The sequence below is a fragment of the Bradyrhizobium sp. genome (genome assembly GCF_030654605.1).
GTDB lineage: Bacteria > Pseudomonadota > Alphaproteobacteria > Rhizobiales > Xanthobacteraceae > Bradyrhizobium.
The window spans coordinates 16,761-31,131 of sequence record NZ_JAURXB010000200.1 but is presented as its reverse complement, the minus strand read 5'-3'; the positions used below and the strand labels follow the sequence as shown (position 1 = coordinate 31,131).

The following is a 14,371-nucleotide window of genomic DNA, read 5'->3' as shown; positions in this document are numbered from 1 at the left end:
TGCTGGATTATTGACTGCGATCAACCGGAGCAACTGCCATGTCGATGCAAAGTGTGGCCTCACCCGCGCAGGTCATTACCCCGGCGAAGGCGCGCTCGCTGCGGCATATTCCGGGCAACGAGGGTTGGCCGATCGTCGGCCGCACGCTCAACATCCTTGCGGACCCCAAGGGTGAAGTCGAGCGGATGTCCGCGAAATACGGGCCGGTCTACCGCAGCCGCGTGCTCGGCGAAACCAGCATCACGCTGCTTGGCCCTGAAGCCAATGAACTCGTGCTGTTCGACCAGCAAAAGCTGTTCTCCTCGACCCATGGCTGGGAGATCGTGCTCGGCCGGCTGTTTCCGCGCGGGCTGATGCTGCTCGATTTCGACGAGCATCGCCTGCACCGGCGCGCGCTCTCGGTCGCCTTCAAGTCCGGACCGATGAAATCCTATCTGGCGGCGCTCGATGCCGGGATTGCGGCGCGGGTTGCACTATGGAAGGCCAACCCCGGCCAGATGCAATTCTATCCTGCGATGAAGCAGCTCACGCTCGACCTCGCCGCCACGTCCTTTCTCGGCGCCGGCATCGGTCCCGAGGTAGAGGAGATCACGCGCGCCTTCGTCGACATGGTGGCGGCGGCGGTCACGCCGATCCGCCAGCCCTTGCCGTTTACCCAGATGGCCCGCGGCGTCAAAGGGCGCGAGCGCATCGTCGCCTATTTCTCCGAGCAGATCCCGATCCGCCGCGACCGGGAGGGCGAGGACCTGTTCTCGCAGCTGTGCCGCGCCACCCACGAGGACGGCGCGCTGCTGTCGACCCGGGATATCGTCGATCACATGAGTTTCCTGATGATGGCGGCACACGACACGCTGACGTCGTCGCTGACATCGTTCATCGGCGAACTCGCGGCAAATCCGGAGTGGCAGCAGCGGCTGCGCGAGGAAGTCCGGGGCCTGGGCATCGATGCCAACGATCCCTCGAGCCTCGACAATCTGGAAAAAATGCCGCTGACCGAGATGGCGTTCAAGGAAGCGATGCGCAAGAAGCCGCCGGTGCCCTCGATCCCGCGCCGCGCGGTGCGCGATTTCACCTTCAGGGGTTTTGCGATTCCGGCCGGCACCCTGGTCGGCGTCAATCCGCTGTACACCCATCACATGCCGGAGATCTGGCCCGATCCGGAAGCGTTCAATCCGTTGCGTTTCACCGACGAGGCGCAACGCTACCGGCATCGCTTCGCCTGGGTGCCCTTCGGCGGCGGCGCACATATGTGTCTCGGGCTGCACTTCGCCCATATGCAGGCGAAGACCTTCACGCGGCATTTCCTGCAGAACCTGGAAGTCTCGCTGGAGCCCGGCTACAAGCCGGCCTGGCAGATATGGCCGATCCCGAAGCCGCGCGACGGATTGCGGGTGACACTTAAGGCGATCAATTAACCGATCCAGGCCAGGATCAGACCGGCGCCGGTGTGCCGATGCCAACCACGTCGATACCATCGTTGCGTCCGCGAATCGGCAGGCGCCCGAGGTCGCGAACCGCGAACGGCGGCGGGGAGTTGAACCGCTCCATCGCGGCTCGGGACACGAGGAAGCCGCCATCGACATTGCGGCTGAGTTCCTCCAGCCGCGCCGCGGTATTCATGACGTCGCCGTTGAAGACGATGGCGCGCTTGACGTCACCGATCTCTCCGATAATCACCGGCCCGAAATGCAAGGCACCGCGAATCCGCGGCACCGCGCCGAATTCGCGTTGCAGCTGATCCGATGCGCGCGCCAGTTCATCGCGCATCGCCATGAAACAGCGAAGCGGACGACACTCAATCGCTCCTCCGTCTTCCCGCCAGGTCACGATCACTTCATCGCCGACATAGTCGAGGACCTCGCCGCGATAGTCGACGACGGCAAGGGTCAGAAGGCGAAACGTCCGGTCGAGCAGGCGATGGATACCAACGCCGCCGAGCCGCTCGGCCAGCCCCGTCGATCCCGCAATGTCGACGAAAAGCACGAAGCGGTTTTCCTCGATCGGGGCGTGGTATCGACCGGAGACGAAATTCAGCAACGCGCGCGGCCCGATAATGTTGGCGATGCCGATGATGAGATTGGCCAGGATCACGAACACAACGGCGAAGGCGATATTGACCCAGAATCCCTTGTGGGCCGGATCGACGGGAACGCCGGCGATGACGCTGCCCAGTTGAAAGTACAGGGTGGGGACGATAATGGCCGCGAAGATCGCACTTCGCACCATCAGGCCGGCGGTAAACGAAAGACCGCCGAGCCATGGCCGCATCGGGCCTTGCAGGACGAACAGGGAGATGCCCGCGATCGGGATCGTGAGGAGTACTCCGTACGCGACTCCCACCGCTATTCCTGCGAGGGAAGTATAGCCCCGCGCGAAGGCAAACGCGACGGACGCGACTACGCTGACAACGACAAGGATGGCAAACAAGCGCAGTCTTCGTTCAAGCCTTGCGTCCATACCGCCCGCACCCCGCGTTGCCTGGACGAGACCATACACGACCCGGTCAGTCGCCTGCGGTAATTCTACTCAAGGAACGTCGTCAGCTGCGCGCCTTCGTCCGCCACGAACACCGCGATCAGTTCGGCGGGCTCGGTGTTGCTGGCATTGGCCGAGACCAGATGGGTCGCCCCCGGCGGCTCGAAGAACGACTGGCCGACCTTGAAGGTCTCGACCGGACCGCCGCCGAGCTGCGAGCGGATCTCGCCCCTGGTAACGTAGGCGGTGACCGAGCCTCCATGGCGATGCGCGCGGGTAAATCCGCCGGGGCCGTAGAACACCCGCACGATCGTGACGCGCTTGCCCGGCACGTTCGGCAGCGCATACGAGCCGATCGGCTCGACGGTGTCGAGCGAGGAGCCGGTGGGGGCGCTGCTGGCACACAGCGGCGCGATCACCGCCGAGATGGCGTCCATCGTCGACGGCAAGGCCTTGCCGATCACGAAGGCGCAGGCGAGGCCGGCCATGACCGCCAGATGCAGCGGGCGGATTGGGGTTTGACCCAGCGATGTATTGAATGTTGCGGACATTGATGGCTCCTGTCTCGTTCGTCATTGCGAGCGTAGCGAAGCAATCCATGTGGCAGAGCAAGGAAAGAATGGATTGCTTCGCTACGCTCGCAATGACGTTGATGGTACCGTGGCTACCCTCCCGTCGCCTTCTCGAACTTCTCGCGCAACCCGACGTAACCTTGCTGTTGCACCGTCCAGTTCTTGCCGCCGGTGATCGCGCCGTCGATCACCAGGTCATGGCCGTTGATGAAGCTGGACTCGTCGCTGGCGAGAAACGCCGCGGCGTGGGCGATATCCTCAGGCAAGCCGGCGCGCGGAATCGGCTGCGCCGATTTGTAGACACCGTGCATCAGTTCGGGCGTCTTCTCCGCCGCCTCCACCGACAGGCCCAGCGCCTTGCCGAAGATGCCGGTGGCGATCACGCCCGGCGAAATCGAGTTGACGCGGATGCCAGCTTCGCCGAGCTCCATCGCCACGCATTTGGTGAGGTGGATGACGGCGGCCTTGGCCGCGCCATAGACCAGCGAGGTGGAATAGCCGGCAAGCCGTCCGGCGATGCTGCCATTGTTGATGATGCTGCCGGAGCCCTGCTTTCGCATATGGGGGGCGGCGTATTTCATGCCGAGCATCACGCTGCGCACCAGTGTCACCATCGCGGCGTCGAAGCGGGCGGCGTCGAGGCCCTCGATGCCGCCGGTCTGCGCCGGGCCGCCGGCATTGTTGAACAGACAGTCGATGCGGCCGAACTTCTCGACCGACAGCTCGATCAGCGCGCGGATCTGCTCGTCGACCATGACGTCGGTCTGGCGAAAGATGCAGGCGTCGCCGAGTTTTTTCGCCAGCGCCTCGCCCTCCGGTACACGGCGCCCGGCGATGACGACCTTGGCACCTTCCGCGACGAATATCTCGGCGGTTCGCAGTCCGATGCCGCTTGTCGCGCCTGTGATCACCGCGACCTTGCCGTCCAGCCGTCCCATGTCGTTCTCCCATCTGATCGCTCTTGCCCTGGATTTATCTCCGGCCCGCCGGAACTACGCAAGCCATGCTTTGTTGCGTGGCAGCGTCCTCGAGGAGGGGTACGGCTGACGCCGTTTCTGGCCGCGATGGCGGGAATTTGCTCTATGCTCGGCCTTATTTTGGATTCGCTGATCGGCTGATGTCAGTCATGGGGAAATTGATCGACGAATTTCGACTGGCCTGGCGGGGAATATCCCCGCCATCGCCGCTTCTCGGCATCGGATTTGCGGCCGGCTGCCTCGCGCTGTCGACCGCGGCGCGGTGGGGCCTTGCCCAGGTCCGGCCGGATGTATTCTTCACCCCGTATTTTCCGGCCGTGGTGTTTGCCACCGCCTTCGGCGGCTTCCGGCTCGGACTCGGGACGGCGCTGGCCGGTGGCGTGCTCGGAATGGCGCTCAATTTCGGCGAAACAACCGCCGATTTCGCCAGGCTGGCGCTGCTGGCGGCTTATCTGATCGCCTGTGGCCTCACGATATGGGGCGTCGAGCACTACCGGTCGATCGCCTCGCAGCAGCGGGAGATTTCGAAGCGGCTGATCCGGGAAGAGGAGTATCGCAAACTCATTGTCGGCGAACTGCAGCACCGGTTGAAGAACAAACTATCGACGATTCACGCCGTTCTGCACCAGGTGCTGCACGATCGGCCGGAGATCTGGGCCGGCGTCGATCAGCGGCTGCGGGCGCTGGCGAGGACCGACGACCTGATCGCAAGGGTCGAGGGCCGGGGGTGCGACATCAAGGACCTGCTGGTCTCCGAGCTCGGACCTTACGGACATGTGCGGTTCAACCTGAACGGTGATCCGCTGTTCCTTCCCGACAAGCTCGCGGTCAGCCTGGCCCTGATATTCCACGAGCTCGCCACCAATGCCGGCAAGTATGGCGCGTTTTCCTCCCCGCGCGGCCTCTTGCAGGTGTCGTGGCTGGTGACCGGCGACCGTCTCAACATCACCTGGGACGAAACCGAAGGTCCTCCGATCGGAAGCGTCGGGGCGGCCGGCTTTGGCACCAAGCTGTTGAAATCGGCGCTCACCTCGTTCGACGGCAAGACCGAAATTGCCTTCCTGAAGACCGGGGTTCACTGCACCATGCAGTGTCGCATCCCCGCCAGTTGAAGTGCCTCCTTTTGGTGCATCGAGCGCGCGAATTCGCCGACCGACGGGCATTGCGAAATCGCGTTAGAGTTCTGTTAATGACGATCGGGCGGAGCCGGTTCAAATCGTACACTCGCACAACTGGAGCCGACTTTTTGAGTTCCACTTAACCAAAACTACAAGAGCTTCCGCCAAAGTCGGCGGCATGCAAAGCCGGATCCAATACGAGCAGCGGATCGCCGCGAGCGAAGGCGACAGCGAGAATGCTCTCGCCAACGAATTGAGAATTCTGAGGGATGTCTTCAGGATGCTCCCGACCGGCGTAACGGTTCAGGACGAGCAGGGCCGCTTCCTGCTGGTGAACGACGCCGCCGCGGCTCAGCTCGGGATGGCCGGGAGCGAATTGGAGGCGCCTGCCTCCAGGGAGCTGGACCATCGCCGCAAGACCGGCATGGAGCTGCTGCGCACCGGCAGCCACGCGGTTGCAGAGGAATGCGTCAACAGCGACCAGGCCAGACAGGTCTTTCTCACCACCCACCGGCCGGTTCGCATCGCGGACCGCAACCTGTTGCTGTCGAGCTCGGCCGACATCAGCGAACAAAAGGCGCTCGAGGATCACCTGTTCCGGTCGGCCTATTACGACGAGCTGACCGGCCTGCCCAACCGGGGCGTGATCGAACACCGCGTCAACAGCCTTCTGAAGCGCGACGAGCCGCACGGCAGCTTCGCGCTGGCATTTCTCGACGTCGATAATTTCAAGCATATCAACGACTATTACGGTCATCCGATCGGGGATGCGCTGCTGATCGAAGTCGCCAAGCGGCTTGGAATGGACTTGCGCGAATCCGACATGCTGTCGCGGATCAGCGGCGATGAATTCCTGCTGCTGCTCAATCCGATCCAGAGTGAGCAGGAGGTGGCGGAATACATCCGCTTTACGCTGGAACGGCTGAGGGCTCCCTACTTCATCGACGGATCGGAGATCTTCGCTTCGACCTCGATCGGGATCAGCCTTTATCCCGAGCACGGCCGCAGCTACGACCTGCTGCGCCAGAACGCCGATATCGCGATGTATCGCGTCAAGAACGACGGCAAGGGCTCCGCGGCCTTCTTCGACTCCAGCATGGAGCGCGAGGCACTGGCGCGAATGAAGGTCGAGCAGTCGCTGCGGCTCGCCATTCTGGAGAAGCGCTTTTGCTGCGCCTTCCAGACCAAGGTCGATATCCGAACCCAGGACATCAAGGGCATCGAGGCACTGGTGCGGCTGCGCGACGATGAAGGTGTCATTCAGGCCCCCGGCACTTTCGTCAATCTTGCCGTCGAGCTTGGACTGATCGACGAGCTCACGCATCTGGTGCTGACCGAAATCGTCAAGTCGATCGACCTGATCAACGAGACGTTCGGTCCCGACGCCTCCATCAGCATCAACGTCGCGGCCAAGCAGGCCTGCAACCCGGAATTCATGCGGACGTTTGCGCTGGCGCTGGAGGCCACCGGCTATCCCGAGCGCTTCATGATCGAGGTTACGGAGGATGCCTTCGTCACCAAAACCCATTTCCAGGACGAGATCCTGCCGATCTTCCGGAAACTGGGGGTACGGATATCGATCGACGATTTCGGCACCTGCTATTCGTCCCTGTCGGCGCTGGCCGACATCACCGCCGACGAAATCAAGATCGACCGCTCATTCATTACCGACATTCACAGGCGCCCGCGCAGCCAGGGCATCCTGCGGGCGATCGAATCGCTGAGCGAGGCGCTCGGCATGACCGTGATCGCCGAGGGCATCGAAACCTTCGAGGAACTCGCCTACCTGCAGGCCGCCACCAAGATCCGCTATGCGCAGGGATACTACTTCTCGCGGCCGATCTTTCTCGAAGAACTGCTTCCGGCCATACCCATCGCCAGCGAAGCGCGTTCCAGCCTGGCGAGCCGTCCGCCGCAGGAAAGCCGTCCGGCCCTTGCGCGCGGCGAGCGCTATCGCCGCTGACCGCACGCGCGCTGTCCCTCCCTTCCGGCCCGCCATCCGCCGGTCTTTTGATTTGAAGCAAACCGGCTTCCGGTCCAGACTCCTATGATCGATGCGCCAGGGCGCAGAACGTCGAGCAACCGCCAGCAATCGGGAATCCGACACGCGGTTTGAAAGCCATCCCGGGAGGAACGCCGTGAGCCAGCATCCAGCCTTGCCCTATCTGCGCAACGCGGAGAAGGGCAAGATCGTCACGGCGGCGGAAGCCGTGCGCCTCATTCGCGATGGCGATACCGTCGCCACCGGCGGCTTCGTCGGCATCGGGTTTGCCGAGGAAATCGCGCTGGCGCTGGAGCAGCTCTATCTCGCCAGCGAGGGCGACGCGCCCTATGCGCAGGGCAAACCGCACAATCTGACGCTGGTCTATGCCGCCGGACAAGGCGACGGCAAGGATCGCGGCCTCAATCACTTCGCGCATGCGGGGCTGGTCAAGCGCGTGATCGGCGGCCACTGGGGCCTCGCGCCGAAACTGCAGGCGCTCGCGATATCCAATCAGATCGAGGCCTACAATCTGCCGCAGGGCGTCATAACCCACATGTTTCGCGACATCGCGGCGCGCCGGCCCGGACATATCTCGCGCGTCGGCATGGGGACCTTCGTCGATCCGCGCAACGGCGGCGGCAAGCTCAACGCCCGCACCACCGAGGACATGGTCGAGCTGGTCACGCTGGGCGGCCAGGAATGCCTGTTCTACAAGATCTTTCCGATCAACGTCGGCATCATCCGCGCCACCACCGGTGATCCCGACGGCAATCTCACCATGGAGAAGGAAGCGCTGACGCTGGAGGCGCTGGCGATCGCGATGGCGGCGCATAATTCCGGCGGCATCGTGATCGCGCAGGTCGAGCGGGTGGCCGAAAGCGGCAGCCTCAATCCGCGCCAGGTCAAGATCCCCGGCATCCTGGTCGACTGCGTCGTGGTCGCCAGGCCGGAAAATCATTGGCAGACCTTCGGCACGCAATACAACCCCGCTTTCAGCAGCGAGATCAGGGTGCGCGCGGGCTCGCTGCCGCCGATGCCGATGAGCGAGCGCAAGATCATCGCGCGCCGCGCGGCGTTCGAGCTGAAGCCCAACAGCGTCGTCAATCTCGGCATCGGCATGCCCGATGGCATCGCCGCAGTCGCCAACGAGGAGGGCATCATCGACCTCATCACGCTGACGGCGGAGCCGGGGACAATCGGCGGCATTCCCGCCAGCGGCATCGATTTCGGCGCCGCGATCAACACCCAGGCGGTGATCGACCAGCCCTATCAGTTCGATTTCTACGACGGCGGCGGTCTCGACGCGGCGTTTCTCGGCCTCGCGCAGGTCGACCGATCAGGCAATCTCAACGTCAGCAAGTTCGGCCCCAAACTGGCCGGCGCCGGCGGCTTCATCAACATCAGCCAGAACGCCAAGAAGGTGATCTTCGTCGGCACCTTCGGCGCCGGAAACCTGCGCATCGCGCTCGCCGACGGCAAGCTCGCCATCCTGGAGGAAGCCAGGGCGCGCAAATTCGTCGAAGCCGTGGAGCATGTGACGTTCAGCGGCGCCTACGCGACCGCGCGCGGGCAGAGCGTCCTCTACGTCACCGAGCGCTGCGTCTTCACCCTCCGGCCTGACGGACTCGAGCTCATTGAAATCGCCCCCGGCATCGAGATCGAGCGGGATATCCTCGCGCTGATGGATTTCAGGCCGCTGATACCGCGCGACCCGATCGCCATGGACGCCCGGATCTTCCGGCAGGGCCCGATGGATCTGCGCGAGGACATGCTCACCATTCCGCTCGATCAGCGCTTCACCCTCGACGAGCGGCAGAACCTGTTCTTCGTCAATCTGGAGCGTTATGCATTGCGCAGCCGCGCCGATATCGACGCCATCGCCAGATCCGTCGAAGCGCGGCTCGGCGGGCTGGGCCGCCGGGTCTACGCGATCGTCAACTACGACAATTTCTCGATCGTGCCGGAGCTGCTTGATGAGTATTCGGCCATGGTGCGGGGTCTCGCCGACCGCTTCTATTCGGGCGTCTCGCGCTACACCACCTCGGGCTTTCTGCGCATCAAGCTCGGCGAAGCCCTGGAACGACGCGGCGTCGCCGCGCATATTTTCGAAAGCGCGGAAGAAGCGCAATCGGACTGGCGAAACGTCGCGGGGATCGGCGGCACATCCGGTGAGCAACGCCCAGTTCGTGGGCAGGCCGGCTAGACATCGGAACACGCTTTCGCCGAAGTCGTCCGCGGCCGAAACATCGAATTGCAATGTTCGTCCGACTGTGCAAATCGCTATGCTGACATCCATTCTGCAACAGGAGGGACCGCCGTGCGTTACCCACTCATTCTTGCAACTGTCACACTCGGCCTGATCGGGAGCGCCCCCGCGCAGGATCTGAAGATCGGCTTGATCTACGGCAAGACCGGACCGCTGGAAGCCTACGCGAAACAGACCGAAACCGGCCTGCGCATGGGACTTGAGTATGCCACCAAGGGCAGCATGACGCTCGACGGGCGCAAGATCGTGATCATCACCAAGGATGACCAGAGCAAGCCGGATCTGTCCAAGTCAGCGCTGGCGGAAGCCTACCAGGACGACAAGGTCGATATCGCGATCGGCACGACCTCGTCCGCCGCGGCCCTTGCCGACCTGCCGGTTGCCGAGGAGAACAAGAAGATCCTGATCGTCGAACCCGCGGTCGCGGACCAGATTACCGGGGAAAAGTGGAACCGGTACATCTTCCGCACCGGCCGCAACTCCTCGCAGGATGCAATCTCGAACGCGATCGCCATTGGCAAGCCGGGCGTCACCATCGCGACGCTGGCCCAGGACTATGCCTTCGGCCGGGACGGCGTCGCCGCTTTCAAGGAAGCGCTGGCCAAGACCGGCGCGACGCTGGCAGCCGAAGAGTACGCGCCGACCACCACGACGGACTTCACCGCGGCCGGCCAGCGTCTGTTCGACGCGCTGAAGGACAAGCCCGGCCGCAAGATCATCTGGGTGATCTGGGCCGGCGCCGGCAATCCCCTGAGCAAACTGCAGGATATGGACCCGAAGCGTTACGGCATCGAATTATCGACTGGCGGTAACATCCTGCCGGCGCTGGCGGCCTACAAGAGCCTGCCCGGCATGGAGGGAGCGACCTATTACTACTACGATATTCCAAAGAATCCGGTGAACGACTGGCTGGTCAAGGAGCACCAGAAGCGCTTCAACGCGCCGCCGGATTTCTTCACGGCGGGCGGGTTCGCCGCGGCGATGGCCGTGGTCACCGCGGTCACCAAGGCGAAATCCACCGATACCGAAAAACTGATCAGCGCCATGGAAGGCATGGAGTTCGATACGCCCAAGGGCAAGATGATCTTCCGCAAGGAAGATCATCAGGCGCTGCAGAGCATGTATCACTTCAAGGTCAAGGTTGATCCGAACCTGGCGTGGGCGGTGAACGAGCCGGTCCGCGAGATCAAGATCGAGGACATGAACGTGCCGATCCGCAACAAGCGGTAATTCTGCTCCCTCTCCCGCTTGCGGGGGAGGGCCGGGGTGGGGGTCTCTCGACGCACTCGGATTCGCGGATAGTCCCCCTTACCCGGATTGCTTCGCAATCCGACCTCTCCCCGCAAGCGGGGAGAGGTGAAGAGAAGAGCTTCACCAAGAGTTCTCCGATGACCTTGCTCGAAACCCGCGACCTCACCATTCGCTTCGGCGGACACGTTGCGGTCGACAGCGTCAGCTGCACCTTTCGGCCGGGTGAATTGACCGCGATCGTCGGCCCCAACGGGGCCGGCAAGACCACTTACTTCAACCTGATCTCCGGACAGCTGCGTCCCTCGGGCGGCAGCATCCTGTTCGACGGCGCCGATATCACTCAGTTGTCCGCGCCACTGCGCACCCGAGCCGGCCTCGGCCGCGCGTTCCAGCTCACCAATCTGTTTCCCAATTTGAGCGTGGCGGAGAATGTCCGCCTCGCCGTGCAGTCGGCCAGCGGCGTGCATTACGACATGCTGCGGCCCTGGATCACGCGGACGGACCTGATCGCCCGCACCGACGCCATTCTCGATCAGGTGGCCCTTGGCAGCCGGCGCAGCGTGGCGGCGACCGCGCTATCCCACGGCGATCAGCGCAAGCTCGAAGTCGCGCTGATGATGGCGCTCGAGCCGAAAGTCTTCATGTTCGACGAACCAACCGCCGGCATGAGCATCGACGAGGTGCCCGTCGTGCTCAACCTGATCGCGCAGCTCAAGCAGGATGCCAGCAAGATCATCCTGCTGGTCGAACACAAGATGGACGTGGTGCGCTCGCTGGCAGACCGCATCATCGTGCTGCACAATGGCCAGCTGGTGGCCGACGGCAAGCCGGCCGAGGTGATCGCCTCGCCGATCGTGCAGGAGGCCTATCTCGGCATCGCGCCCGGAAAGAGCGCGGCATGACCGACCTCCTCACCCTCGCCGGCGTGCACACCCATGTCGGGCGTTATCACATCTTGCACGGCGTCGATTTCAGCGTGCCCGAGGGCCAGACCACCATGCTGCTCGGCCGCAACGGAGCCGGCAAGACCTCGACGCTGCGCACCATCATGGGCCTGTGGCAGGCCTCCGCCGGCCAGATCTCGCTCGACGGGCAGCGCATCGAAGCCAGCGCGACGCCCGATATTGCGCGGCTCGGCGTCGGTTACGTCCCGGAGAGCATGGCGGTGTTCTCCGACCTGACGGTGAAGGAAAACCTGATCCTCGCGGCGCGCGACGGACCGCTCGACGATGCCAGGCTGGAGTGGATCTTCGGGTTTTTTCCGGCACTGCGGCGGTTCTGGCTGTCGCGCGCGGGCGCGTTGTCCGGCGGGCAGAAGCAGATGTTGTCGATCGCGCGCGCGATCGTCGAACCGCGCAAGCTCTTGCTGATCGACGAGCCGACCAAGGGCCTGGCGCCGGCGATCGTGGTGGCGCTGATCGAATGTTTTGCGGAAATCAAGCGCCGGGGCGCCACCATCCTGCTGGTCGAACAGAATTTCCATGCCGCGCAGGCGATCGGCGATACCGTGCTGGTGATGGACAATGGCCGGATCGTCCACCGCGGCGAGATGGCGGCGCTGGCGGGCGATTTCGCGCTGCAGGAAAAATTACTCGGGCTCAGTCTGGAGACGCATCAGTGACCGACCTTGCCGCGACCGACGCGTTGCCCAGGCCGAAGCGGGATCTGCTGCCGGTGCTGTTGCCGGCGATTCTCGCACTGGCGATGCTGCCGCTGATCGGATCGGGCAGTTCATGGATGACGCTGACGGTGGCGAGCCTCGCCATGGGCATGATGATTTTCATCATGGCCTCCGGTCTGACGCTGGTGTTCGGCCTGATGGACGTGCTCAATTTCGGTCACGGCGCCTTCATCGCGGTCGGCGCCTATGTCGCAACCCTGGTGCTGCTGCCGCTGGCGCCTTACGTGCAGGCCGACTCGCTGCTGACCAATCTGGCGGTGCTGGCGCCGGCTGCACTTGCCGCGATGGCGGTCTCCGGCGCGCTCGGACTTGTGGTCGAGCGCGTGCTGATCCTCCCGGTCTATGGCCAGCACCTCAAGCAGATCCTGATGACGACGGGCGGGTTGATCGTCGCCGAACAGGCGCTGTACGCGCTGTGGGGACCGCAGATCATCCCGCTGCCGCTGCCGACGTCGCTGCGCGGCTCGTTCATCATCGGTGACGTCGCGATTGCGAAATACCGCCTGCTGGCAATGCTGGTCGGACTGGTGGTGTTCTGCGGCATTCAACTGGTGCTGAACCGCACCAAGATTGGTCTTCTGATCCGCGCCGGCGTGGAAAACCGCGAGATGGTGGAAGCGCTCGGCTATCGCATCAGGCGGCTGTTTCTCGGGGTGTTCATGGTCGGCTCCGGCCTCGCCGGGCTTGGCGGCGTGATGTGGGCGCTGTACCGCGAACAGGTGCACGCCTCGATGGGCGACGACCTCACGGTGCTGGTGTTCATCGTGGTGATCATCGGCGGCCTCGGCTCGATCGGCGGCTGTTTCATTGGCGCGCTGCTCGTCGCCATGGTCGCGAATTATGGCGGCTTTCTCGTGCCGAAACTGGCCCTTGTCTCCAACATCCTGCTGATGGTCGCGATCCTGATGTGGCGACCACGCGGACTCTATGCGGTGACGAGTCGATGATGATTCTCTCGGGCGATCCGCCGCGCAGCCGCGTTCTCTCCATTCTGCTCGTCGTCATCATTGCGGCGCTGGCGGTGACGCCCTTGCTGTTTCCCGGCGCCAAGGCGATGAACGTCGCCACCAAGATCTGCATCTTTGCCGCCCTGGTGGCGTCCTATGATCTCTTGCTCGGCTACACCGGAACCGTATCGTTCGCGCACACCATGTTTTACGGGATCGGCAGCTATTCGATCGCGATCGCGCTTTATTCCATGGGCCCGAACTGGGCGGCGGTGGCTGTCGGCGTCGCTGCCGGCCTGCCGCTGGCGATGCTGCTGGCGCTCGCGATCGGCCTGTTCTCGTTGCGGGTCGAGGCGATCTTCTTTGCCATGATCACGCTGGCGGTCGCTTCCGCCTTCCTGGTGCTGGCATCGCAACTGTCATGGCTGACCGGCGGCGAGGACGGCCGCAGTTTTCAGCTGCCGGAATTGTTGCGGCCGGGCACCATCCTCATCCCCCAGGATTGGTTCGGCTTCGCCGTCAATGGCCGCGTGCTGACCTACTATCTCATCTTCATCGCCTGCGCCGCGATGATTCTGGCGCTGCTGCGTGTGGTGAACTCGCCGTTCGGCCGGGTGCTGCAGGCGATCCGCGAAAACCGTTTTCGCGCGGAGGCTTTGGGTTTCCGGACCGTGTTTCATCTGACCTACGCCAACTGCCTTGCCGCCCTGGTCGCCGCCAGCGCCGGCATGCTCAATGCGTTATGGCTGCGTTATGCCGGGCCGGATACCTCGCTGAGTTTTGCCATCATGCTGGACATTCTGCTGATGGTCGTGATCGGCGGCATGGGTACGATCTACGGTGCGATCGTCGGAGCCGTGATCTTCATCCTGGCCCAGAACTACCTGCAGGCGCTGATGGGGGCCGCTTCCAACGCCGCCGCCGACGCAGGACTGCCGCTGCTGCCGGGACTGCTGCATCCGGATCGCTGGCTGCTGTGGCTTGGTCTGCTGTTCATCGCCAGCGTTTACTTTTTCCCGACGGGCGTGGTGGGAAGGTTACGGAATCCTTCTCGCAAACCGGCATGACGGCCGCAGCCACCCGTATTTCTACGGCCGGCG

At 63.6% G+C, this 14,371-nt stretch carries 12 protein-coding genes; 9 read left to right on the top strand and 3 right to left on the bottom strand.

Annotated features, from left to right (window positions below):
- Positions 1-38: 38 nt before the first annotated feature.
- A complete protein-coding gene (locus Q7U29_RS18445) occupies positions 39-1,415 on the top strand; it encodes a cytochrome P450 (protein ID WP_304743797.1) in 1,377 nt (458 codons plus the stop codon).
- 16 nt (positions 1,416-1,431) lie between these two features.
- Here Q7U29_RS18445 and Q7U29_RS18440 read toward each other — a convergent pair whose 3' ends face one another.
- The 3 genes from Q7U29_RS18440 to Q7U29_RS18430 all read right to left on the bottom strand — a co-directional run bounded on the left by Q7U29_RS18440 (position 1,432) and on the right by Q7U29_RS18430 (position 3,985).
- Positions 1,432-2,496 (bottom strand): adenylate/guanylate cyclase domain-containing protein, encoded by a 1,065-nt coding sequence (locus Q7U29_RS18440; RefSeq protein WP_304743796.1) that lies wholly within the window; start codon positions 2,494-2,496, stop codon positions 1,432-1,434.
- Between the two features lie 26 nt (positions 2,497-2,522).
- Positions 2,523-3,026, bottom strand: coding sequence for a cupin domain-containing protein (locus Q7U29_RS18435; RefSeq protein ID WP_304743795.1), 504 nt, complete (start codon positions 3,024-3,026; stop codon positions 2,523-2,525).
- Between the two features lie 113 nt (positions 3,027-3,139).
- Positions 3,140-3,985, bottom strand: a complete 846-nt coding sequence (locus tag Q7U29_RS18430; protein ID WP_304743794.1) for an SDR family NAD(P)-dependent oxidoreductase — start codon at positions 3,983-3,985, stop codon at positions 3,140-3,142.
- A gap of 188 nt (positions 3,986-4,173) precedes the next feature.
- Here Q7U29_RS18430 and Q7U29_RS18425 point away from each other — a divergent pair, with 188 nt between their 5' ends.
- The 8 genes from Q7U29_RS18425 to Q7U29_RS18390 all read left to right on the top strand — a co-directional run bounded on the left by Q7U29_RS18425 (position 4,174) and on the right by Q7U29_RS18390 (position 14,338).
- On the top strand, positions 4,174-5,136 hold the full coding sequence (locus Q7U29_RS18425) for a sensor histidine kinase (protein ID WP_304743793.1): 963 nt from the start codon (positions 4,174-4,176) through the stop codon (positions 5,134-5,136).
- 286 nt (positions 5,137-5,422) lie between these two features.
- Positions 5,423-7,105: a putative bifunctional diguanylate cyclase/phosphodiesterase gene (locus Q7U29_RS18420; protein ID WP_370691777.1), complete on the top strand. Its 1,683-nt coding sequence runs from the start codon at positions 5,423-5,425 to the stop codon at positions 7,103-7,105.
- 175 nt (positions 7,106-7,280) lie between these two features.
- A complete protein-coding gene (locus tag Q7U29_RS18415; RefSeq protein ID WP_304743791.1) occupies positions 7,281-9,329 on the top strand; it encodes an acyl CoA:acetate/3-ketoacid CoA transferase in 2,049 nt (682 codons plus the stop codon).
- 114 nt (positions 9,330-9,443) lie between these two features.
- The gene (locus Q7U29_RS18410) at positions 9,444-10,622 is read left to right on the top strand and encodes a substrate-binding domain-containing protein (protein WP_304743790.1); all 1,179 of its coding nucleotides are present in this window, start codon (positions 9,444-9,446) and stop codon (positions 10,620-10,622) included.
- Between the two features lie 158 nt (positions 10,623-10,780).
- The gene (locus tag Q7U29_RS18405) at positions 10,781-11,545 is read left to right on the top strand and encodes an ABC transporter ATP-binding protein (protein ID WP_304743789.1); all 765 of its coding nucleotides are present in this window, start codon (positions 10,781-10,783) and stop codon (positions 11,543-11,545) included.
- Entirely contained in the window at positions 11,542-12,264 is a 723-nt protein-coding gene (locus Q7U29_RS18400; protein ID WP_304743788.1) for an ABC transporter ATP-binding protein, read from the top strand. Before Q7U29_RS18405 ends, Q7U29_RS18400 begins: the two co-directional genes overlap by 4 nt.
- Complete coding sequence (locus Q7U29_RS18395) at positions 12,261-13,271, top strand: branched-chain amino acid ABC transporter permease (protein ID WP_304743787.1); 1,011 nt, start codon at positions 12,261-12,263, stop codon at positions 13,269-13,271. The genes Q7U29_RS18400 and Q7U29_RS18395 overlap by 4 nt, the downstream gene beginning before the upstream one ends.
- Positions 13,268-14,338 carry a branched-chain amino acid ABC transporter permease gene (locus Q7U29_RS18390; protein WP_304743786.1) on the top strand — a complete coding sequence of 357 codons (1,071 nt, stop codon included), beginning with the start codon at positions 13,268-13,270 and terminating at the stop codon, positions 14,336-14,338. The genes Q7U29_RS18395 and Q7U29_RS18390 overlap by 4 nt, the downstream gene beginning before the upstream one ends.
- Positions 14,339-14,371: the final 33 nt, after the last annotated feature.

Bases quoted from the DNA above. Each gene is read 5' to 3' on its own strand.
- Q7U29_RS18430 (WP_304743794.1), bottom strand. From the start codon at position 3,985: ATGGGACGGCTGGACGGCAAGGTCGCGGTGATCACAGGCGCGACAAGC.
- Q7U29_RS18400 (WP_304743788.1), top strand. From the start codon at position 11,542: ATGACCGACCTCCTCACCCTCGCCGGCGTGCACACCCATGTCGGGCGT.
- Q7U29_RS18435 (WP_304743795.1), bottom strand. From the start codon at position 3,026: ATGTCCGCAACATTCAATACATCGCTGGGTCAAACCCCAATCCGCCCG.
- Q7U29_RS18405 (WP_304743789.1), top strand. From the start codon at position 10,781: ATGACCTTGCTCGAAACCCGCGACCTCACCATTCGCTTCGGCGGACAC.
- Q7U29_RS18420 (WP_370691777.1), top strand. From the start codon at position 5,423: ATGCTCCCGACCGGCGTAACGGTTCAGGACGAGCAGGGCCGCTTCCTG.
- Q7U29_RS18390 (WP_304743786.1), top strand. From the start codon at position 13,268: ATGATGATTCTCTCGGGCGATCCGCCGCGCAGCCGCGTTCTCTCCATT.
- Q7U29_RS18445 (WP_304743797.1), top strand. From the start codon at position 39: ATGTCGATGCAAAGTGTGGCCTCACCCGCGCAGGTCATTACCCCGGCG.
- Q7U29_RS18425 (WP_304743793.1), top strand. From the start codon at position 4,174: ATGGGGAAATTGATCGACGAATTTCGACTGGCCTGGCGGGGAATATCC.